At 30.3% G+C, this 22437-nt stretch carries 19 protein-coding genes; 15 read left to right on the top strand and 4 right to left on the bottom strand.

The genetic code is table 11. The annotated features are described in order from the left end of the window. Positions 1 to 245 precede the first annotated feature (245 nt). The 4 genes from G9F71_RS06155 to G9F71_RS06140 all read left to right on the top strand — a co-directional run bounded on the left by G9F71_RS06155 (position 246) and on the right by G9F71_RS06140 (position 3891). Positions 246 to 434: an EscE/YscE/SsaE family type III secretion system needle protein co-chaperone gene (locus G9F71_RS06155; protein ID WP_125002086.1), complete on the top strand. Its 189-nt coding sequence runs from the start codon at positions 246 to 248 to the stop codon at positions 432 to 434. Positions 435 to 894: 460 nt separating this feature from the next. Beyond that, positions 895 to 2811, top strand: a complete 1917-nt coding sequence (locus tag G9F71_RS06150) for an OPT family oligopeptide transporter (protein WP_164949934.1) — start codon at positions 895 to 897, stop codon at positions 2809 to 2811. Next, positions 2801 to 3151 (top strand): PqqD family peptide modification chaperone, encoded by a 351-nt coding sequence (locus tag G9F71_RS06145; RefSeq protein WP_164949935.1) that lies wholly within the window; start codon positions 2801 to 2803, stop codon positions 3149 to 3151. Before G9F71_RS06150 ends, G9F71_RS06145 begins: the two co-directional genes overlap by 11 nt. 275 nt (positions 3152 to 3426) lie before the next feature. Continuing rightward, positions 3427 to 3891, top strand: a complete 465-nt coding sequence (locus tag G9F71_RS06140; protein WP_164949936.1) for a hypothetical protein — start codon at positions 3427 to 3429, stop codon at positions 3889 to 3891. A 52-nt stretch (positions 3892 to 3943) separates the two neighbouring features. On the opposite strand, the gene G9F71_RS06135 is transcribed toward G9F71_RS06140, so the two are convergent. After that, positions 3944 to 4678 carry a polysaccharide deacetylase family protein gene (locus G9F71_RS06135; RefSeq protein WP_164949937.1) on the bottom strand — a complete coding sequence of 245 codons (735 nt, stop codon included), beginning with the start codon at positions 4676 to 4678 and terminating at the stop codon, positions 3944 to 3946. Positions 4679 to 5008: 330 nt separating this feature from the next. Continuing rightward, complete coding sequence (locus G9F71_RS06130; RefSeq protein ID WP_164949938.1) at positions 5009 to 6355, bottom strand: MATE family efflux transporter; 1347 nt, start codon at positions 6353 to 6355, stop codon at positions 5009 to 5011. Positions 6356 to 6537: 182 nt separating this feature from the next. Here G9F71_RS06130 and G9F71_RS06125 point away from each other — a divergent pair, with 182 nt between their 5' ends. Then, positions 6538 to 7758, top strand: a complete 1221-nt coding sequence (locus G9F71_RS06125; protein ID WP_164949939.1) for an amidase domain-containing protein — start codon at positions 6538 to 6540, stop codon at positions 7756 to 7758. 281 nt (positions 7759 to 8039) lie between these two features. Next, positions 8040 to 10577, top strand: a complete 2538-nt coding sequence (locus tag G9F71_RS06120; protein WP_164949940.1) for a cation-translocating P-type ATPase — start codon at positions 8040 to 8042, stop codon at positions 10575 to 10577. Positions 10578 to 10634: 57 nt separating this feature from the next. Here G9F71_RS06120 and G9F71_RS06115 read toward each other — a convergent pair whose 3' ends face one another. Together G9F71_RS06115 and G9F71_RS06110 are read right to left on the bottom strand one after the other, a co-directional pair. Further along, positions 10635 to 13364 (bottom strand): EAL domain-containing protein, encoded by a 2730-nt coding sequence (locus tag G9F71_RS06115; protein WP_164949941.1) that lies wholly within the window; start codon positions 13362 to 13364, stop codon positions 10635 to 10637. 126 nt (positions 13365 to 13490) lie between these two features. Continuing rightward, complete coding sequence (locus G9F71_RS06110) at positions 13491 to 13655, bottom strand: zinc-ribbon domain-containing protein (protein ID WP_125002068.1); 165 nt, start codon at positions 13653 to 13655, stop codon at positions 13491 to 13493. Between the two features lie 395 nt (positions 13656 to 14050). Between G9F71_RS06110 and G9F71_RS06105 the strand changes: the two genes are divergently transcribed. The 9 genes from G9F71_RS06105 (at position 14051) to G9F71_RS06065 (ending at position 22401) form a co-directional block, all read left to right on the top strand. Next, a complete protein-coding gene (locus tag G9F71_RS06105) occupies positions 14051 to 14428 on the top strand; it encodes a GntR family transcriptional regulator (RefSeq protein ID WP_164949942.1) in 378 nt (125 codons plus the stop codon). 2 nt (positions 14429 to 14430) lie between these two features. Continuing rightward, on the top strand, positions 14431 to 15330 hold the full coding sequence (locus G9F71_RS06100) for an ABC transporter ATP-binding protein (RefSeq protein WP_164949943.1): 900 nt from the start codon (positions 14431 to 14433) through the stop codon (positions 15328 to 15330). Next, the gene (locus G9F71_RS06095; RefSeq protein ID WP_164949944.1) at positions 15305 to 17248 is read left to right on the top strand and encodes a DUF6449 domain-containing protein; all 1944 of its coding nucleotides are present in this window, start codon (positions 15305 to 15307) and stop codon (positions 17246 to 17248) included. The genes G9F71_RS06100 and G9F71_RS06095 overlap by 26 nt, the downstream gene beginning before the upstream one ends. A gap of 239 nt (positions 17249 to 17487) precedes the next feature. Then, positions 17488 to 18981 (top strand): spore germination protein, encoded by a 1494-nt coding sequence (locus tag G9F71_RS06090; protein ID WP_164949945.1) that lies wholly within the window; start codon positions 17488 to 17490, stop codon positions 18979 to 18981. A gap of 21 nt (positions 18982 to 19002) precedes the next feature. Continuing rightward, the gene (locus G9F71_RS06085; protein ID WP_164949946.1) at positions 19003 to 20139 is read left to right on the top strand and encodes a Ger(x)C family spore germination protein; all 1137 of its coding nucleotides are present in this window, start codon (positions 19003 to 19005) and stop codon (positions 20137 to 20139) included. Positions 20140 to 20214: 75 nt separating this feature from the next. Beyond that, complete coding sequence (locus G9F71_RS06080) at positions 20215 to 21324, top strand: endospore germination permease (protein WP_164949947.1); 1110 nt, start codon at positions 20215 to 20217, stop codon at positions 21322 to 21324. Between the two features lie 57 nt (positions 21325 to 21381). After that, positions 21382 to 21597, top strand: coding sequence for a hypothetical protein (locus tag G9F71_RS06075; RefSeq protein WP_164949948.1), 216 nt, complete (start codon positions 21382 to 21384; stop codon positions 21595 to 21597). A gap of 162 nt (positions 21598 to 21759) precedes the next feature. Then, positions 21760 to 22083, top strand: a complete 324-nt coding sequence (locus G9F71_RS06070) for a rhodanese-like domain-containing protein (RefSeq protein WP_164949949.1) — start codon at positions 21760 to 21762, stop codon at positions 22081 to 22083. Positions 22084 to 22116: 33 nt separating this feature from the next. Then, the gene (locus G9F71_RS06065; RefSeq protein WP_164949950.1) at positions 22117 to 22401 is read left to right on the top strand and encodes an ArsR/SmtB family transcription factor; all 285 of its coding nucleotides are present in this window, start codon (positions 22117 to 22119) and stop codon (positions 22399 to 22401) included. Positions 22402 to 22437: the final 36 nt, after the last annotated feature.

Genomic DNA, 22437 nt, shown 5'->3' with positions numbered 1-22437 from the left:
TACTTTCTTATCATTAAACCCCATTAATATTCCCGCTATTAAAGATTTAAATATTTTTTTCATTTTAATTTTTCCTCTCAATTACCTTATGTACTTATATTAACTGTCGGAGTTTAAGTTATTATTTAGCTAACCTTAATTCCAGCTTAATTTTATAGACTATATAAATTTTAATATTCAAGTATTTTTTTAAGTTAAGTTCAAATACTATAAGCGTATTATTAAAGATTAAAGGAGGAATTATCATGGAAAAGAATGCAAGACAACACGTTGAAGATGTATATCACAAACTTCAAACTTCAAGAACTAGTCTTACTGAAGCCATAAGCACAGTAGAAAAGGAAGAAAACAGACAACAAATTCAGAATACTCTTAATGCTGTGCAATCCGCATTACAGACAGCTACTGATACACTTTCAAATTACACAGAGTAAAAAATAGATAAAAAGGTCAGCAATAGCTGGCCTTTATTTTATGTCCATAAATCTTTCATAGACCTCTTCTTTTTTCCTTAAATCCCCTTCTGAATATCTTCAATTCTTAGGAGTAACATTTTTATATTCATTAAAAATCATTTGTACTCTTTTCTTTTTAAATCCTATAACTAAGAATGGATCAATAACAACATTATGTTCTAAGGTAAATATATAATATTAACCCATTTTTTATTGCGAAGATAGCCTATGACATCTCCGAGGGTTTCAAATTTAAATCCTGCTTTATTTGAAACGCTGAATAATTCTAAAAATGTATAGGTAATAAATTGTATATTTATTGGAACTATTGCAAATTACTAAATAGGTAAATTCCTTTATTCGCAAAATTGAGAAAAATCGTTTTATGTCTAAATCGTGTTATAATTGTAATTATAAAATACAAAAGGAGGTATGACTTATGGATAATAAGTTATCAAAAAATGCATATGGTGGCGTAGCTGGTAAAGACTACGTTCCCTACGTTTCAAGTGGTTCTAAATCTGGTGGAAACGTTGCCGTACTAATAATCGGTATTATTTTAGCTGTAATATTTTCAGCATCAACTGCCTATTCAGGTATGAAATCAGGGCTTACAGTTGCCGCTGGTATACCAGGTTCTATAATAGGTTCCGCATTTATAGCTGCATTTGCTAAACAAAAAGGTATCCTTGGCAAAAACTTAGTTCAAGGTATGGCAAGCGGTGGAGAATCTGTTGCTAGTGGTATAATATTCGTTTTACCAGCAATTCTTTTAATAGGTGCTAAAGTTACTTTCTTAGAAGGTTTTGTTGTTGGTGTAGGTGGAGTTTTATTCGGTATTGGAGGAGCTTCTCTTGTTTACAATTACTTAATGATTGAAGAACACGGTAAATTAATGTACCCTGAGTCAATGGCTATATCTGAAACACTTGTCGCTTCAGAAGGTGCTGGAGAATCAATGAAGTTCATGGGAATAGGTTTCGGAATAGGTGGTATTATAACTGTTGTAACCAGTTCATTTTTGAATGTAGCTAATAACGTTATAAGTTATGTAAACGAAACTTTCTACAAGTGGAAATTTGAAGTTGAAGTTAACCCTCTATTATTAGGTATAGGATTCATAGTTGGTTTAGAGGTTTCTGTAGCTATGTTTGCTGGTTCTTTATTATCTAACTTCGGTATTATGCCTTTAATAGGTTACTTCTCAACCCTTGGAAGAGATGGTGCAACTGTATGGAATAATCCGAGTGTTGCTATAAACGCTATGCAAGTTAAACATATCGCTGGTAGTTATGTAAAATATATCGGTGCTGGTATGATGCTTTCTGGTGGTTTAATAGGTGCTATAAAACTTATACCTACTATAATATCTTCCATAAAAGAAACTATGAATGCTAAGGATTCAAATAGTGGTAGTGGCTCATCTGTTGGAACCCTAATGTTATTTGGTGGAGTAGTAGTATGTTTCATAAGTGGTTTCGTGGTATCTGGTGGTAATATAGCAATGGCTATATTTGCTTCTATTTTATCATTATTCTTATCATTACTATTTGTTATAGTTTCTGGTCGTTTAACTGGTACTATAGGAACTTCAAACCTTCCTGTATCCGGTATGACTATAGCTTCTATAGTTGTTGTAACATTATTATTTGTTGCAATGGGATGGAAAAATCCTGGAAACAACAAATCATTACTTTTATTTGGTACATTTATAGTTACCGCTATATCTGTGGCTGGAGGTTACGCTCAATCACAAAAGGTTACTTTCATTGTAGGTGGTAACAAAAATGAAATGGATAAGTACTTTGCTATATCTGGTATAGTTGGTGTTATAGTAGTTATTGGTACTATATTATTACTTTCAAGCCAACTTGCAATAACTGGTGATAAGGTTCCATTTGCACTACCTCAAGCTAACTTAATGTCAACATTAACTGCTGGTATAATGTCAGGTAAATTACCTTGGGTTATGATCATCGTTGGTGCTGCTATGGGAGTTGTTTTATTCTTATTAAAACTTCCTGTAATGACAGTGGCTATAGGATTCTATTTACCAATAGCTACAACTTCTATAATATTAATAGGTGCATTAGTTCGTTTATTTATAGAAAAAACTTCTAAATCTGAAAAAGAAAAAGAAGCTAAAGTTTCTAACGGTATAAGTTTATCTTCTGGACTTGTTGCAGGTGGGTCTATAATAGGACTTATAGGTATAATACTTCGATTAAAGTTTTTTAAGGATAATGCACCAAGTGGATTTACTGCTTCTAATGGAATGGCAATTATAATATTAGTAGTTCTAATAATAGCTACTATAATGCCTATAGTAAAAAGTAAGGTAAAAAATGCTGACTAATAACGAAGAGGTTTTAAATATAATATATAAACTCCCTGACAATTTAGAATATGAAGTAGATAAAGACAATATTGTGACTATACTTGAAAAACAAGATCATAAGTTCCAAAAGTTCTTTAGAAAACTTAAATTCAGAATTCCAGAGTATAAAAAGATTTCTTTAGACGAATACGGAAGTTGTGTATTTTTACAGATAGATGGCAAGAAAACTGTAAAAGATATTGGAGAAAGTCTAGAATCAAAGTATGGTGATAAAGTTCAACCACTTTATGAAAGATTATTGTTGTTCTTAAACCATATCGACGTTAATTGTCACTATATAAAAAAAATAAATTTCTAATACAAAGAGACTGCTGCACTAAGAAATTAGTGTAGCAGTCTTTTTTTTGCAAAAATACGATTCCGGGGCCCAAAAGGTCCAGAAAATGGTGTAAAATATATTAATTTAATTTCAACCTCTCCGTAGTTTTTCCTCTTATGTTATAGTACAATTACAGTATCTTGAATAAATCATCAAAACAGTTAAGCTTGAAAAATTAGTGATATTTAAATTTTACAACTTTAGGAAATATAATTGTTATCCACCACGCAATCTTAAAAGGGGGTTATTTTGTTTTGGGATACGACATTATAGACATTATAGATAAAGCTATAGCCATTGCATATAAACGAGAAATTCTTTACACAGAAATTAGTAAGCAACCCAATCTCCCTCCTGCTGTAAAGGTATTATCTAAGGTTTTAGCTTACAACGTAGATAAAATTGTTGTTTACTACCAAAAACTAAAAAAAGAAATCACTGATGATGAAACTGAAAAAATTGACTTTGCAATATATGATAAAATTTCATTTTTAATAAGTCAATTTAATTTAAGAGTATATTCTACTGACGCTACAACGCCTAAAGAATTCCTGAGTTTTTCTATTAATTCTGAAAAAGAAATATTAGCCTTATTTCTTGACATACAAGGAAGATTGATTACAAATAGCAATGGTACAACCTCCAAAGCATATATATCATTGTCTAGTATTATTAAAGCTAAAACTAATCTTATTCACGACTTAGAAAGTCATAATTAATCTTTGACTATAATATAAAAGACTAATTGCAGATTTTGCAATTAGTCTTTTATTACTTTCTAATAGGAAAGTAATGCTCTGGCGTTGCATCATTAATAATTTTAAATTCATATCCATTATCCTTATAGAACTTTATTACTCTAGGTAGTACTTTACAAGTATTTTTATGCATATAGTCACAATGCATAAGCAATATTATAGGATGCTCTGTGATTGTAGTTTTCGTAGCTTCTCTATACAACTGCTCTGTAGGAGTTCTAAAATTTACTCCATCAGACATAATAGCATTCCAATCGTATATTTTAAAATTACAACTATGAAGTTGTTCTAAAAAAGGCCCATTTAAATGTTTTCTACTGCCAAAAGGGAATCTTATTATTGTTGGTTTAATTCCCGTTAGGGAATTAATTTCATCCTGAGTTTGTAGCATCTCATCTATAAATGCTTTTCTACTAGAATATATTTTCTTATATGTATGAGTATAAGTATGTAGCCCCATACTATGGCCTTCATCATATATTCTTTTTACCACCGATTCTTGACCTTTAATTTGATTTCCTATAAGAAAAAAAGTAGCTTTTACATGATTTTCGTCAAGTATATCTAACACTTTATCTGTCAGGACACTAGGTCCATCATCAAAGGTTAAATATATTACTTTTTCCTCGTCTTTACTTAAATTAGAGTATGCTAATGTTTTTTGATTACCTAATAAACAACAATTAACAATTATATAAAATAACCCAATTAATAAAACTATAAACCTAGTTGAACCTTTCTTTTTCATGTTTTCTCCTTCTTAAATTTAATTAAATCATCTTCTGCGAAGCTGCAATATTAACGACTTCAGAAGGAGATTTAGATCCCCACTGAAGTTTTCTCTTTGTTATAAATACAGGACTCCCACTTATAGAAGTAGGAGACTTCCTTCTGAAATGTCGTTAAAAATATATTGTTACGTTTAAGTACATAACCTTATAATTTATTATTATCAAAAGTAGCCTATATAACAAGTGGAAATTAATGCAATGCACCTGAAAAATCATGGATTAGTATTAAGAAAATCAAAGAAAATTTTAGAGAACCTTTTATGTAAGAAATTAAATTACCTAAATCCCTATTGATTTTTTGATAATTTATTAAATTTATATTTAAAAAATATAAACATAAGTAATGCATCTATTGCCCATTGTAGCGTTGTAATCCACCATACTGCTGTAACTGGATACTTTAAAAGATGTATAAAATAGTATGTTAATGGTAATCTTATAACCCAACTTGTAAAACAAGAAATTAAAAAGGGACTCTTAACGTCTCCTAAGCCTTTTAATGCACCTGCAAAGACTAGGGATATCCCTATAAACGGTTGCTCCGCTGCTCCTATAGCAAGACACCTCCCAGCTAAATAAGCAACTTTTTTTTCTTTTTCACTAACAAAAAAATTCACCAAAATATTTGGCATAAACAAAAATATCATTGCGAATATACTCATCATAAATAAAGCATAAAAAGCACAATTAAAAGTAGCCGACTTTGCTTTTTTATAATCCCTTTTCCCTATATTATGTCCTACTAAAGTAATAACCGCCATACCAAATCCAATACCAGGCATAACTGAAATTCCCTCTATCATATTAGCTATTTCATCAGCTGCAAAGGAAATACTGCCAGATTTAATTATAATAGCAACACATATCAATTTGCTAATGCTAAAGGTTGCTTCTTCCAATGAACAAGGAATAGCTAATCTTAATATTTTTTTAATATCACTATTCGAAATCTTGAAATTAAAAATAGTTTTGAAATTGATTTTTGCCTTAATAATAGTATTGTAAAAAGAAAAAACAAAACCACATGAATAAGCAATTGTAGAAGCTATAGCAGCTCCTTCTATACCCCTCACCTTAAACATAACACCAAAAATAAACAAATAATTGAAAAATATTTTAAATGAAAATACAATTAAAGAACATATGAATGGTATAAAAGTGTTTCCGTATCCTATTAGAACAGAATTTAAAAGCCGCATATTCATACAAAAGAATAAGGCTATAGAATTAATTCTTATAAATGAATATCCTATTTGTAAAATTTCATTCCTAGCTCCAAGTATATAAAGGAGTTCTTTTCCAAAATAAAAAAATAAAACTGTAATAATTAAACAAATACTAGCACCTAAAATAAATCCTATTACCGCAAATTTTTCAGCAATTTTATACTGCTTTGCACCTACTAGTCTAGACACTAATGAAACAATACTTATACAAACTCCCCCAAAAATAAATATACCTATAAATGCATTTGTTAAACTATTACTTATCCCCACTGCACTTACTGCTATATTCCCGCCATATTTCCCGATCATCATTAAATCGAAAATAGACATTAAAGTATATATTGTTATCTCCGCAACTACAGGCAAGGAGGTATTGAGAACTTCATTAGTTGTATATTTATTCGCCATACATAAGCTACCTCACAAAATTAATTACCATTATTAAGTATATTAATAAAATTGATTTTGATGAACAATTTTCCAACATTTGAAATTAATTTATAATTTATTTTTGCAATAAATCTTATTAATGTGGAATACTAACTTAGTGCTTATTTTTTGTTTCAATTAATTCGGAGGTGTATAAATTCATGAAAAAACACATTTGCAAAGCTGGCATTTTTACTGTTATTTTGTCTTTTGTTTTACTATTGAATTTGTTTTTTTATAAATTCAATGATTTTTACACAAATAAAAATATAACTATTCCTACAATGGCTTTATTGCCTCCTGATAAAACTGAAATTACACAGGTGATAAGAAATATTTATAATGATCGTTGTTCCATGTTTATTACTAAAGATCTTACTAATCTGCCTAGTTATTATGATTCTTCTCAAAAACTTGGAAAGTGGAGCTTAGGGCATGAAGTTAAAAGATTAAATTATTTTAATGATTGGTCAAGTCAAAGAGGCATGAATTTTACAAAAGTTGAATCTACTCCTAACGTTAGAAAAGTAACTACAACCAAAAGAGGCCTCAGCTTATTGGTGGACGAATATTATAAATTCGAGTATAGTTACAAAAATGATATAACCCCTACTACAAATGTTTTTGGTGTAGGATTAACACACTCCATGGAGCTAATTAAAAAAGACGAAAAATGGATAATTTATTCCGATTGGTATTTAGATTGTTTTGAAGATGCTTTGAAATCCTATGTGGGAGAGTTAAAAAACTTTAAACTTGCTGCTGACAAAAAAGCTATTTATAACCTAGGTAATTGTCCTAAAATATCATCTGAGGTAAATGTTGTTCCAAAAGGTGGATATGACAAAATAAGTGCGGTTAAATATGCGGATAAATACTGTGGAATACCCTGGGCAAGTGGAAATTCAACAAAATATAATAAAAAATACACAAACTATACCGGCAATGGGGGCAATTGCACTAATTATGTTTCTCAATCAATTGGAGATAGTGAAGGTGGCGGACTACGATTTGATAGTATTTGGCAATGTACTTATAAAAAATATGGTGGAGCTGACGGAAGCTCAGCATGGGTTAATGCTGATGCCTTTAAAAATTATTTACTTTATAGTGGCAGAGGGAAGCTACTGGGTAAAGGGACATTTAACCAGTTAATTTCTCCCCTTCCTGGCTATCCCTGTGGAGCAATGCAAAAACTAGATATAGGAGATCTTATTTGTTATGCCAAAGGTAGTGATATAGATCATTTTGCTATAGTTACAGGTTTTGACTCTCATGGATACCCTCTTGTTAACACACACACCATTGATAGATATCATGTGCCTTGGGATTTAGGATGGGGAGATAAAAATATTAATTTTTACTTAATACATTTAAAATAAGGGTGCCAAATTTGGCACCCTTATTCTTAGCCGTGTTATACACGAGTATATTCGCATCTGTTATAGAATATTTAATTCTTATACATCAATTCCATTCATTTAATAATTATTATCATATATCAATGCATATTATTTACAATTAATTCCCATTAATATCTATTTTTAATTATCAATTGATAATATTATTCATATAATTATTTTTAAAAATTGCTTAACATTTCTATGTTTGTAGCATATAATAATTAATGTACTAATTATTAATTGATAACGAGGTGTAATAAATGGAAAATAATTTATTAAATGGTCTGAACAATGAACAAGTAGAATCCCTTAGAGCGGAATATGGTTTTAATGAGCTTATAAAAACTAAAAAGTCTAACCCTATACTAAAGTTTTTAAGTGTATTCAAAGAGCCTATGTTTTTATTACTCGCGGGAGCCGCTACCTTATATTTTGTATTAGGTGAACCTGGCGAAGGTAGTATAATGCTTATATTTGTTATTTTTGTTGCCACCATAACTTTCGTTCAGGAGTGGAAAACCGAAAAAACTATAGATTCGCTAAAAGATTTGACTGCGCCTCATGTTACGGCAATGAGAAATGGTAAAAAACAGATAATCAAAAGCTCTGAACTCGTGCCTTCTGATATAATTTTTTTATCCGAGGGAAACCGTATTCCTGCAGATTGTGAAGTTATAGAGGAATCAAATTTCTCCGTGGATGAATCTTCCCTTACTGGAGAGAGTGAACCTGTATACAAGGTAGTAGTTGGAACTATAGATTCCTCAAAAGACTATTTTAAACAGGATTATTTATATGCTGGTACACTGTCTAATTTCGGAAAATGTACTGCTAGAGTAAAAACAATAGGCTTTGAAACTGAGTATGGGAAAATAGGGAAAGCAATAAGTGAAACAAAACAGGAACTTTCCCCACTTCAGAAAAAAGTAAATTATTTAGTAAAAACCCTAGCTATTGCCGGTTTTATTCTATGCATTTTGGTAATAGGTTTTTCCTATATGCACACCGGTGAGTTTGTTAAGAGCATCCTTGCAGGTATAACCTTGGCTATGGCCATTATACCAGAGGAATTTCCAGTAGTGCTTACAATATTCTTATCCCTAGGCGCTTTTAGACTAGCTAAAAAGAATACCTTAATTCGTAGCATACCTGCAGTGGAAACTTTAGGTTCTACCACAGTGCTTTGCGTAGATAAAACAGGAACAATAACGCAAAATGTAATGTGCGCAAAAACTATATATAGCAATGGATTTATAGACCCTAATAAAATGCAGGATAAAGATTTAGCTAAACTTCTAGTTTTAGCTTGTGAAAAAGATCCCTATGACCCTATGGAGAAAGCTATAGTAGCTGCTGGCAAAAATAAAGTAGACATAACTAAGCTTTACAAGCTTGAGCTATCTAAAAAATTTGCTTTTGATTCTAAAACTAAAAGAATGGCAAATATCTACAAAGAAAATGATAGCTATTATGTAGCAGCTAAAGGTTCCCCAGAAACTATACTACCCTTATGTAATTTAACCCAAAATGAAGAAACACAAATTTTAGATATTATAGATGGTATGGCTAACAAAGGATTAAGAGTTCTTGCTTTAGCTGACCTAGTAACTTCTACCCTTAATGATAGTTTAGAACAGTATAGTTTATGTTTTAAGGGATTAATCGGACTTCAGGATCCACCTAAAAAAGGGGTAGAGGATGCTATAAATGTATGTAAAAAAGCTGGCGTAAGAGTAATGATGATAACAGGAGATTATTGTAAAACAGCTATGGCTATAGGCAATGAAATAGGTCTTAAATCTAATAATTGTGCAATTACTGGAGATGAAATTGATGCTATGACAGGAGATGAACTTAGCGACGCAGTGAAGCATTGTGATATTTTTTCAAGAGTAATTCCAGAACATAAAATGAAGATAGTTAAGGCACTTAAAAAAAACGGTGAAATCGTTGCAATGACTGGCGATGGGGTAAATGACGCCCCCGCACTAAAAAATGCTAATATAGGAATTGCAATGGGAAAAAGAGGAACAGAGGTTGCGAAAGAAGCTGCGGATATGATTCTAATGGACGATAATTTCACAACTATAGTTCACTCCATAGAAGATGGAAGAAGGGTTTTTGATAACATTCGTAAAGCTATGGTATATATAATGATAATTCATATTCCTATTATGACCTTAGCATTATTTTCACCTATTTTTAATTTACCGCAAATATTACTACCCGTTCATATTGTGCTTTTAGAGCTAATTTTAGATCCAACTTGCTCTATAGTTTTCGAAGGTGAACCAGCAGAAGATTATATAATGGAGCAGCCACCACGCTCGCCAGAAGAGCCACTACTTACAAAAGGCTTAACAAAAAAAGTCCTACTCCAGGGTACAACAATGTTTTTAGCATCATTTTTGCCTTTTCACTATATGGTAGATTCAGGTTTAAGCGCTGACTTTGCAAGAACTTTTTCACTAATGGTCTTGATAGTTGGAAATGTAATTCTAGTCTTAGTTAATAGATCTAACACTAAATATCTAATTAGCATTTTTAAGGAAAAAGGTAGTAAAGCTAGATTTTATATTAATAGTTTAGCCTTAGTAATGTTATTTTCCATAGTGTATATTCCAGCCGCTCACCCTATTTTTAAAACTGTGACTCTGAATTTTAAAACCGCTATACTAGCCTGCATACTCGGTGCCACGTCTACTGGTTGGTGGGAAATTGTTAAGTTTTTTAATAATTCAAAGCACAACAAAGTAAAAGAAAGTCCTGTAATTAAAAATTTAAATGATTTGTCTTAAATACTAAAAACCCAAAGCACTTAAGTACTTAAGTGCTTTGGGTTTTCTTTTAAGCTTCTATTTTTTCTCAAAATGCCCTGACTTAAGTAGTTTTTCAAATTCCCCAGGTAAAACTGGTGGACTATAATAATATCCTTGAATTTGATCGCATTTGTTTTTTCTTAAAAAATCAATTTGTTCCTCCGTTTCGGCACCCTCAGCTATAACTGTAATCTCTAAATTCTTTGATAAATTTATAATTGTTTTCGCTATGGTACCATCATCATTTTCCGGATAATCTTTAACAAACTCTCTATCTATCTTTATCTTATGGAATTTAAATTTCCTTAAATAACTTAGTGAAGAATAGCCTGTACCAAAATCATCCATTGCTAGTCTTACTCCAATATTGTTAATGTTTTCTAGTTGAGTCATCAAATTAGGATCATCATCAAGGAGTAACCCCTCTGTAACCTCTATTTCCAACGATTCACCACTTAAATCATACTTCTTTAATTTTTCCTTTATGATTTTAAAAACATCCACTTTTTTGAATTGCACAGGAGAAATATTTACTGACATTAGAATAGGTTTCAATTTTTGATCTCTCCACCTTTTGGTCTGCCTTAAAGCCTCATCTAATACCCATTCACCAAATGGCAAAATAAGTCCTGTTTTTTCTGCAAGAGGAATAAATCTAACCGGTGATATATTTCCAAGTTCTGGACTCTTCCATCTTATTAAAGCCTCTGTTCCCACTATTTGTCCAGATTCTAAATCAACTTGAGGTTGATAAGTTAAATATAGTTCACCTCTTTCTAATGCTCCTCTTAGTAGTTGCTTAATCTTAATACTTTCCAGATATTCCTCCTTAAGCTCATGTTTATAAAACTTCACGTTACTTTCAGCTTCCTCCGCAGCATACATCTTTGCTATATTAGCATTTTCAATTAGAAGTTCTACGGTATCTGAATCCTGTTCATAGCTTGTAATTCCCATGGCTAACTGAACGATTATTTCTTCATCCTCTATCAAAAAAGGATTTTTAAATTCATTTAAAACATTCGTAGCAAACTCCAATATAATATTGTCATTTTTAATACATTCTAAAAGAATCATAAATTCATTTTTACCTGAAGAACCTATAATAAAATTATCCTCCATATGATTTTTTATTCTTTTTAGTGTAGTTACTATTAATGAATCAGCTTTTTTTAAGCCTAATCCATTCTTTACAATATCATAGTTTGTAACTGTTAATGATACCAAATAATATTTACAATCTTCCATATTAGAATTTTCACTAATTTTTTTATGCATTAACTCTTTCATTAAAGATAAATTAGGCAATGAAGTAAGTCCATCATAATTTTTTAGAATATTAATTTTTTCTTCTTTTTCTTTTAGTAAAGTTAAGTCTTCAAAAATCCCTACATATTGTGTATCTTTATCATTATCCCCTTTTATTGCAAGTATGTTTAACAATTTAGGATAAAATTCTCCATTTTTCTTTCTGTCCCAAATTTCACCTTGCCAATTTCCATAAGTTATTATGGATTGCCACATATTTTTATAAAATTCTTTATTATGTTTTCCTGATTTAAAGTAGGAAGTTTTTATACCCAAAACTTTATCTTCACTGTACCCTGTAATATGTAAAAAAGCTTTATTTACATATGTAATGCGAGTTTCAGCATCTGTAATTAATATAGCTTCTTTTGAATTATCAAAAATATTGCCTGCTGCCTTTAATCTTTCTAAAGCTTCTTGCCGTTTAAAGATTATGTGCGTAATTACAGCAGAAGATACTAAAATGATTATGAAAAATATATATCCTATGTCCAGAAACCCATTATCAACTAATTTTTTTATAAAACTAAATTCATCTTTAGGATAGCTAATGATAGTTTTCCAATAGGTGTATCCTGTGCTATGCGTAAAGTTAACGTCCCTTTTTTCTCTAATATAAGAAAGTGGATAAATTGTATCATAATAATATATATTTTTCTTGTTTTCTAAATATCCGCTTTCATTATGGCTTATAATATCCCACATGTCTTTGTTTTCACTTTTAAATGAAATATGTTTTTCATCCCTGTTTCTTAGAAAGTATCCTTCAGAATTTAATAATTCAACATTAAATTCTCTATTTTGTTTTACATTTTCATTAATCTCATCTAATACATTTTTACCTGAATAGTTGAAAATCAATACACCAAACTTTTCACCATTGACTTTAAATATTGGTACCCCAAAATGTATAGTAGGCTTATTTGTCTCTTCATTTCTAAGGTTTAAATCAAATTGTGAAATATATATTTCTTTAGGTTTTAAGTTCATTGTAGCCTTAAAATAATCTCTTTGTTTTTTGTTTTGAAGCTGTTTTGGGGAAGCTATGTATATATTTCCACCATTGTAATTTACGCTAGCTATCTCCGTTCCTTCTACATTTATAAGTCTTAACTGATCATAGATTGTTTTAGTTTTACTAAATCTCATAAACATTTTATTTAACTCAGAAATAGTCTGCGTTGTAGAGTTATTAACATAATCATTAAGTATAGCTGCATCCTTTATAACCTTCAAATCTGCAGTTACGGAGTTAAAAGTAGTCTGGATATTTAATTTATTGATTTTACCTACAGTCTTTTCTCTCTCCATAAATATTTGCTTGTCCTTTTGTATTTGCAGATTATTAACAGCAGCTAATGCTGATAGTAAAATTATAAGTAGGGGTAAAAATATAGCTGCAAAATACTTTAATATTTTTATTTTTTTGTACCAAAGTTTACTTTTGTTTTTAATCACTTAATCCACTCCTTATTAATTATTATACTCTATTCCAAAGCCCACGGAACCGTATAATTATAATTTTAGAGCAAAAAAAAATAAACCCTACAGGTTTAATCCTATAGAGTTATAATAATCTTTTTTCTATCTTCTGAATCCTCTGTCATTTTGTTGTTTTCTTGCTCTTCTGCAATCAACACATCTTTGAGGTTCATTATCGAATCCTTTTTCTTTGTAGAATTCTTGCTCGCCTTCAGTGAATACGAAGTCTTTAGAACAGTCTTTACAAACTAAAGTTTTATCTGCCATTTTAAACATTCCTCCTTTTTCCAAATATTAAGATCTAACAACCGATTAACAATTATATTCTAAAAAGAGGATATGTTGTTATCTAGTTTAATCTCAGCACTAAATGCTACTAAACAGTTAGTATGAGCTTATATTACCATATATAAATGTAAAATGCAATACATTTATTATTGTCTTTTAACAATATTTCTCAAATATTTTTTAATTTTTATTAAAATACACCATAAATTTAAATATTAATTTACCTACTATTTTACATTTATACCTTTACAATCTAGTATTTATCCTTTATAGTTTATATCATAACTGTATCTCGTTTGATAGTACAGTTAATACACCAGCATTATACATTTCAAAATTAAGAGTTATGTAAATAATAAAAAAGGAGGAATGAGATGTTTGAATTAGATTTAAGAAGCAGGTTACCCCTTTACGAACAACTGGTAGAAAAGTTTAAAGAACTTATAATTAGTGAAATATTGAAACCTAATGAACAACTACCTTCTGTGCGCATTCTTTCAATAGAGCTTACTATGAACCCAAATACTATTCAGAAATCATATAAGGAACTAGAAATACAAGGATATATCTACTCCATAAAGGGAAAGGGCAGTTTTGTTACTCCCTCAGCACAAGTAGTGGATTCTGAAAAACTAAAAAAAATAAAAAGTGAATTAAGGAAAATACTATCTGAAGCAATGTATCTAGGCATGACAAAAGAAGATATTCTAAAAATAATTTCACAGGTTGAAAGTAGTAAAGAGGAGGAATAAATATGATTTCAATAAAAAATGTTTCTAAATCCTTTGGTGATTTAGACGCATTACAAAAGGTGAATTTAAATGTTAATAAAGGCTCTATTTACGGCCTTGTAGGTTCAAATGGTGCCGGTAAAACCACGCTTTTAAAGCTTTTAGCAGGTATTTATAAGCAAGACAGGGGAGAAGTTCAAATAGCTGGTGAAAATGTATTTGAAAATGTAAAAATCAAATCAGGAACTGTATTTATACCGGATTCTCTTTATTTTTTCCCCCAATATACAATAACTAATATGGCTAACTATTATAAAACTATTTATCCATCTTGGAGCAATGAAAGATATGAAAAGCTAATAAAAATATTTAATATAGATGTAAATAAAAGTATAAATAGTTTATCTAAAGGTATGCAAAGACAGGTTGCCTTCTGGCTTTCACTATCAACTATGCCTAAGGTTATGCTTTTAGATGAACCTCTTGACGGCTTAGATCCAGTTATGAGACAAAAGGTTAAAAACTTAATAATGCAAGATGTGGCAGATAAAGAAATGACTATTCTCATCTCTTCCCACAATTTAAGGGAACTAGAAGATATATGTGACCACATAGGAATTCTTCATAAAGGAAACCTTATATTAGAAAAAGATTTAGATGAGTTAAAGGCTGATGTACATAAAATACAAATTGCCTTTAAGGATAAAGTACCAGAAGAACTTTTAAACAATGCTCATATACTTCACAAAGAGGAAAGAGGAAGCGTACTTCTTCTAATCGTTCGTGGAAATAAATCTGATGTTATTGAGCACTTTAATAAGTTTAATCCTGTGATTATTGATGTTATTCCTCTTACCTTGGAAGAAATATTTATATATGAAATGGGGGAAGTTGGCTATGAAATTGAAAATATCATACTTTAATAAAGGTGTGTTAATAAATGATATAAAACGCTTTGCCTGGATAGGCATATGTTACTTAATATTTTTATTATTTGAAGTACCTTTTAAAATAATAACTATCGATGCTAATAATACTGGTAATCCAGGGTATTTAACATCAATGCAAAATATATTTACTAATGAGGTGTTAATGGTCTCCATAGCAGTGATTCCAGTTTTAACTGCTATATTATTATTTAGATATATACAAAGCAAAAAATCTGTAGATATGATCCACTGTCTTCCTATAAAGAGGGTGAAATTATATGATAATCATATATTTATAGGAATACTACTTCTTATAGTACCAGTAATAATCACTGCACTTTCTGCACTACTACTTAAAGGAGCCTTGGGTTTAAACACTGCCAGTATTCACTTTACAGTTAAAAATGTTATATCCTGGGCTGGAATAACAATTTTATTTAACACATTTATTTTCCTTTTAAGTGTTTTTGTTGGTATGTTCACAGGACTATCAGCTGCACAAGGTATACTTACCTATATATTTTTATTTTTACCTATGGGATTAACTACCTTAATTAATTATAATCTTAACTTCTTTATTTATGGTGTTGCCAGTGACTATTACATCAACAGTGAGATAGCATTTTATTCTCCAATGACAAGATATCTAGCTCATGAACCAATTATTTTTACGGATATGTTGGTATATATAATTTTATGTGTTATTTTTTACCTTGCAGCTAGAGCTGCATACCACAAAAGAAGTTTAGAAGCCGCATCTAATGCTGTTGCTTTTAAGCATCTACAGCCTATATTTAAATATGGTATAACCTTCTGCTGTATGCTAGTAGGTGGAATATATTTTAGAAGCGTCCAATACAGTATTTATTGGGTAGTATTCGGATATGTTATGGCCTCTCTATTTGGATATGTTATTGCAGAAATTATAATAACTAAATCACTAAAAATCTTTAGAAATATGAAAGGTTATCTCATGTATGCAATGATTATTGTTTTAGTAATAGTTGTTGCTAATTTCGATATTATTGGATATGAAAAACGAATACCTGCTCTAGAAAATATAGAGAGTATCTATATGGATAATAACTTCTATTTTTTAACTCAAAAAGAGGACATCCAAATACCCCTTTACTCCGAAACAGGAAATTTCAATAACATTGAAAAATTGCATAAGAAGCTTATAGCTGATAAAAAAACTTTAAAGTACTATTCAAATTCTAATGAACAAGTTTGTCTTTTATATAACTTGAAAAGTGGAAAACAAATAAAAAGACAATATAAGATTCCGCAACAAATGTATGGCGAATATTTAAAACCTATATATGAATCAAAAGAATATAAAAACAACCATAACAGTATTTTAAATACTGATTATAGATCCATTGATAAAATTTTAATTAATCCAGACCACACAAATAAAAATGTAACCATAACAAATCCAATACAAATTAAAGAGGCTATAAATATTTTAAAAAATGAAGCCTCTAATGAAACTTATGAAGATATAGTAGATTCAAGAGCTGAATGGGAGAATATTAATATATTACTATCAAATGATAAAAGAATATATTTATCTTGGAAAAAATCCTATAAACAATTTGAAAACTGGTTAAAACAAAATGGCTACTATGCTAAGGCTCGAATTATGCCTGAAGATATAGACTATGCTATTATAGAAAAAAGGAATGTTAATAATGCAAATGCTGGTATTGATATTTCCATGAAGAATGGCAATGTAAAAAGACTTAAAATAACTGATAAGAATAAGCTTGAAATCTGTTTAACGAACTACTCAAATAATCGTGAAGGGCAATATGCTCTAGGTTTATATATGAAAAATGGTGATAGTATTACTTATTTAAATATTGAAGATAAATATGTACCTGATTTTGCTTTGGAGTATTTCAAGTAAAACAAAATTAAAAAACAAGGGGACGGTTAACAACTAATTGCACTTTAAGGCAATTAGTTGTTAACCGTCCCTGTCTTATTATTATATTATAAGTTTTGGATTCCTTTTACTCACTTTTCAAAGTGGTGAAGATTCTTCAACACAGTCTACCCCTAAAAACCTACGCGAATAATGTATTTACAAATTGGATAAAATATCTCAACGTGGTTAATTATTATAATATAAAGGAAGCTTAATTTATGAATACAAATGACCTTTCAAATATAAAACTAGTAACCTCATTAGATGAAAATATTAATATAATAAAAAATATTTTTACTAATGATACAACAGTTATATATAGAGCGCTATCAGTTGGTAGACCTAATATAACTAAGTGTATGCTGATTTACATTGACGGAATGGCAAATACCCAATTGATTAATGAAAACATTATAAAACCAATTTTATTAAGTCATATAGCCGACATTAATCATAGTGAAATTATGGATGTTTTAATGCAAGAAGTACTTTTAACCGGAAACAATAAAAAATCCGACGTTGTTGATGATATTATAAGTGGGATTATATATGGAAAAACTATGCTTTTCATAGATGGTTTTGCTAATGCAATTATTATAGATACTATCGGTTGGGAAACACGGGATATTTCAGAACCTCAAGCAGAAACTATAGTTAGGGGTCCTCGCGAGGGCTTTACCGAATCAATGAACCTGAACCTTACACTTATTAGGCGCCGTGTTATCAATCCTCACTTGAAATTCATATTTATGAAAATGGGGAAACAAACTAAAACTCAAATTTGTGTGTGTTATATTGAGGGCATAGCAGAGGAACCTATACTTAAGGAATTAATGAAAAGACTAAATGATATTGATATTGATGGTATTTTAGATTCTGGTTACGTTGAAGAACTTATTAAAGATGCCCCTTATTCTCCTTTTAGAACCATAATTAATACAGAGAGACCTGATGTTGTTGTAGCAAAGCTTCTCGAAGGAAGGTTTGCAGTAATCTGTGATGGAAGTCCTATTGTTTTAACTCTTCCGACTATATTTGTTGAGGTTTTTCAAAGTAATGAAGACTATTATGACAATTTTTTATATTCATCTTTTGTAAGGTTGCTTAGATGGTTATGTTTTTTTATTAGTACTAGTACTTCGGCCATATATGTGGCACTTGTTACCTTCCATCAAGAACTTATTCCAACTCCCTTTCTTCTAAGTATATATTCTGCGAGAAAAGGAACACCTTTTCCTTCAATTGTAGAAGCCATGGCTATGATGATTATATTTGAGATACTTAAGGAAGCTGGTCTTAGAATGCCTAAGCAAGTTGGTGGCGCAATTAGTATAGTTGGTGCCTTAGTGCTTGGTGATGCTGCAGTTAGTGCAAGACTAGTCAGCGCCCCCATAGTAATAATTACTGCAATAACAGGAATTGCAAGTATTATGCTTCCTCAAGTTTTAGGACTAGTAGAGATACGAATAATTTTTTTGTTGTTATCTTCCTTTCTAGGTTTGTATGGTTATATTTTCGGCGTAATGGGTTTAGTGCTTCATATGATGTCTATACGATCCTTTGGTATACCCTATATGCTTAACGTCCCTTCTTTTTCCACCCAGGATATAAAAGATACAGCAATTAGGGCTCCCTGGTGGGCTATGTATTTAAGACCAAAGATGTTTTCAAAAAATAAAAAGCGCATAAAAAAAGGGCGAAAGAAGGTTTAAAATGAAAAAAAAAAATTAGTAATGGTAGTTTTTTTAATAGCTATATGCCCTATCATATTATGCGGGTGCTGGAATTATGTAGAAATAAATAAATTAGCAATAGTAGCTGGTATGGCAATAGATAAAGATGTAATAACAAATAAATATATTGTTACAACGGAAATTATAACCACACAAATGCAAGGTGTATCCTCAATCATTAGTTCTGAGCTTTACAAATCCGAAGGTGACAGTATATTTAACGCGGTGAGAGATACCATAGAAAAAACCGGTTTAAAACTTTTTTGGAGTGACGCAAAAGTAGTAATAATAAGTGATTCTTTAGCAAAGGAAGGTGTAATTCCTGTAATTGATTGGGTTGATAGATCCTCCGACGTTAGATCAGATATGTGGATGCTAATAGCAAAGGGGAATAGCGCTGCCGAAATTTTAGAAGGTAAGGTTAAGCTTAACGAAGTAACTTCCTTTCACCTTGACGAGACCATGAAGTCAGGAAAAACACTTTCTAAATTTACTGATTCAAGGTTATGGTCATTTATAGATGGGATATCTCAAAAAGGAAGGTCTGAAACAGTAGCTATAGTTAAAAATGAACTAAATAACGGAACTATATCCCCTCATATAGAAGGCTCTGCTATTTTTAAATCAGATAAACTTATAGGATATCTAAATGGGAACGAAACCCTATACATGCTTATGATTAAAAACAAATTAAAAGAAGGACTAATTGTTATAAAAAACGTTTCAGGTTCTGACACTATTGTAACCTTAGGAATACATGAAAATAAGACTAAATTAACTCCCCTTTACAACAATGGAATAGTATCACTTATAATAGATATATACCCTGTTGTAACTATAGATGAAATTGGAGGAAGTAAGAATCTTATGGAAAAGGAATCCTTAAAAATACTTCAGGGCGAAGCAGAAAATAAAATCAAGGCCCAGATGCAGTCTTTAATTAATAAATTACAGAAAGATTATGAAAGCGATATTTTAGGTTTTGGAGAGATTTTCGATAAAGAAAAACCAAAAGTAAGTGAAATTTTCAAAAAAAACGGAAAAGATATTTTTTCTAACATAAAAACTGAAGTTAACGTACACCTTCAAATAAATGGTAGTGGTTCGACAAACTCTCCTATTATAATAGAAAAATAACCTAATCAATTCTGGTAAAACAATAAGCTTGTTATTTACTATATATTATAACAGTAAGTAGTGTAGGAGGTATAAATGAAAAATGAAGTTATTTCTGAAAGGCAAGCTGTAATACTTATAATACTTTTCATAATTGGAAGTAGTTTTTTAGCTGGATCTGGAGGCCAGGCAAAACAAGATGCCTGGATTGCAATAATTATTGCTATGACCTGGTCTATTATATTGTTACTTATCTTTTCTAGAATTTTATCCTTATTCCCTGGAAAAGATTTATTTGATATACTTCAAATCCTTATGGGGAAGTTCCTTGGGAAATTAATAAGTATACTAATGATATGGTTTGCATTTCATGATGGAACCTTAATTCTTAGAACCCTATCAGACTTTACTAGTGCTTTAGTATTCGATGAAACACCGATAGTAGTACCTATGATTTTTTTTACTATACTACTTATATGGTGTACAAAAGAAGGCATTGAGGTCTTAGGAAGATGGTCTGAATTCTTCATTTGGGTTGTAATTATAATATTTTTAACTATCTCTATATTAGCAATTCCACAAATGAATGTAAGCAGATTAAAACCAATACTAAACAATGGTGTCACACCAATTTTAAAAGGTGCTTTCTCAAGTTTTTCTTATCCCTTAGGTGAAACCGTAATCTTTACAATGGTATTTTCAAATATATCCAAAGTTAAAAATTACAAAAAAACATTTATGGTAGGCTTATTCATAGGTGGAGGGCTTATAGTTTTATCAACATTAAGAAACACTTTAATATTGGGTAGTAATACCATATCTAGAGTATATTTCCCATCCCCCATGGCAATAAGCCTTATTCACCTGGGTGAATTGCTTGAAAGACTTGAAATGTTAGTAGTTATAATTTTTTTAGTATGTATCTTCATTAAAGTGTGTATATGTATTTTTGCAGTTTGCAATGGAATCTCAAAGGTCTTTGGCTTTGATGATTACAAATTTATTACAACACCTGTAACTCTTTTAATGTTAAGCTTCTCTTTTTTCGTTTATAAAAGTATCATGGAAATGTCATTCTGGACTTCTAATATATGGCCATATTATTCCTTTGTTTTTGAAGTTATAATACCATTAATTATTTTTGTTGTGGCTGAGATTAGAAGTAGAATTTTAGTAGCCACAAGCGTAACTACTGGAAATAAATAGTAGTGATAGCAAACATGCACCTATGCCCCAGGAAAATAATAAAAGGAGAATCTAGAGATGTTTTTACTTGTAATAATTTCATATATCATAGTTATCTTTTTCGAAACTATCCCACTTTTAAAAGAAAAAAATAGCAGTAAAATATTTTTTTATTTTTCTCTTATTATATTTTCAATGATAATTAGCGTTCTTCTAACTCTGGGGGTACAGTTACCAAGTCCATCAAATGGAATAAAATACATTGTAGAAGCAGTATTCGGTAAAAATAATTAGTTTTTCTATTATGATTGGTTATAGCATATTATGGCATATAGAAATATTTAATAAACTTTGATATTTCTATTGCTTTTTGTTTTATATATGTTATTATATTGTTATATCGTAATATTGTAATATAACAATATATAGAATTGTATTTTTAAGGAGGCATATATTGTGTTAACTTCAACTATTAAAAATGTTACTGCAGAAGAAGCTTATAAACTTATAAGCGAAAATAATGAATTTGTTATTTTAGATGTAAGAACTAAAGAAGAGTATGATGATGGTCACATTCCAGGAGCAAAGCTTTTTCCAGTTCAGATTCTTCCTAGGTCGCTTTCTGAACTTGATGAATATAAAAACAAACCCGTCCTTGTCTATTGCGCATCTGGTGGAAGAAGCCCCAGAGCAGTTGATACTTTGGCAAACAATTCCTTTAAAAACATTTACCACCTCACTCGCGGCTTATCCTCTTGGAGATACACTATAACTAGATAATATTAATATGAAAATTCAGGAAAGAGGAGCGCTATGAATACAGATTATAAAAAATACAATGAAATTGCTGAAACTCTAAAAGTATTGGCACACCCTATTAGGTTATGCATAGTAAAAGGTATATTAAATCAAGGTGAGTGTAATGTTTCCCATATGCAGTCTTGTCTTGATATTCCGCAATCTACTGTATCTCAGCATCTACAGAAATTAAGGTATGCTGGTGTAATAGAAGGCACTCGCCATGGCCTTGTAGTTAACTATAAAATTAAAGATGAAAGAATAATAAAGTTAATAAATTCAATTTTGATATTGAGTTAATAAATATATTTAAAAAGTAAAAGGAGGAATATTTGT

Source organism: Clostridium sp. FP2, from assembly GCF_011065955.2.
Classification (GTDB): domain Bacteria; phylum Bacillota; class Clostridia; order Clostridiales; family Clostridiaceae; genus Clostridium_AD; species Clostridium_AD tagluense.
This window is presented reverse-complemented; position numbering and strand designations above follow the sequence as displayed.

What these genes read in the sequence shown, in the direction of transcription:
- G9F71_RS06145 (WP_164949935.1), top strand. Translation starts at nt 2,801, where the DNA reads ATGCTGACTAATAACGAAGAGGTTTTAAATATAATATATAAACTCCCT.
- G9F71_RS06130 (WP_164949938.1), bottom strand. Translation starts at nt 6,355, where the DNA reads ATGGCGAATAAATATACAACTAATGAAGTTCTCAATACCTCCTTGCCT.
- G9F71_RS06080 (WP_164949947.1), top strand. Translation starts at nt 20,215, where the DNA reads ATGAAAAATGAAGTTATTTCTGAAAGGCAAGCTGTAATACTTATAATA.
- G9F71_RS06135 (WP_164949937.1), bottom strand. Translation starts at nt 4,678, where the DNA reads ATGAAAAAGAAAGGTTCAACTAGGTTTATAGTTTTATTAATTGGGTTA.
- G9F71_RS06075 (WP_164949948.1), top strand. Translation starts at nt 21,382, where the DNA reads ATGTTTTTACTTGTAATAATTTCATATATCATAGTTATCTTTTTCGAA.
- G9F71_RS06085 (WP_164949946.1), top strand. Translation starts at nt 19,003, where the DNA reads ATGGTAGTTTTTTTAATAGCTATATGCCCTATCATATTATGCGGGTGC.
- G9F71_RS06120 (WP_164949940.1), top strand. Translation starts at nt 8,040, where the DNA reads ATGGAAAATAATTTATTAAATGGTCTGAACAATGAACAAGTAGAATCC.
- G9F71_RS06090 (WP_164949945.1), top strand. Translation starts at nt 17,488, where the DNA reads ATGAATACAAATGACCTTTCAAATATAAAACTAGTAACCTCATTAGAT.
- G9F71_RS06095 (WP_164949944.1), top strand. Translation starts at nt 15,305, where the DNA reads ATGAAATTGAAAATATCATACTTTAATAAAGGTGTGTTAATAAATGAT.
- G9F71_RS06155 (WP_125002086.1), top strand. Translation starts at nt 246, where the DNA reads ATGGAAAAGAATGCAAGACAACACGTTGAAGATGTATATCACAAACTT.
- G9F71_RS06100 (WP_164949943.1), top strand. Translation starts at nt 14,431, where the DNA reads ATGATTTCAATAAAAAATGTTTCTAAATCCTTTGGTGATTTAGACGCA.
- G9F71_RS06105 (WP_164949942.1), top strand. Translation starts at nt 14,051, where the DNA reads ATGTTTGAATTAGATTTAAGAAGCAGGTTACCCCTTTACGAACAACTG.
- G9F71_RS06125 (WP_164949939.1), top strand. Translation starts at nt 6,538, where the DNA reads ATGAAAAAACACATTTGCAAAGCTGGCATTTTTACTGTTATTTTGTCT.
- G9F71_RS06150 (WP_164949934.1), top strand. Translation starts at nt 895, where the DNA reads ATGGATAATAAGTTATCAAAAAATGCATATGGTGGCGTAGCTGGTAAA.
- G9F71_RS06110 (WP_125002068.1), bottom strand. Translation starts at nt 13,655, where the DNA reads ATGGCAGATAAAACTTTAGTTTGTAAAGACTGTTCTAAAGACTTCGTA.
- G9F71_RS06065 (WP_164949950.1), top strand. Translation starts at nt 22,117, where the DNA reads ATGAATACAGATTATAAAAAATACAATGAAATTGCTGAAACTCTAAAA.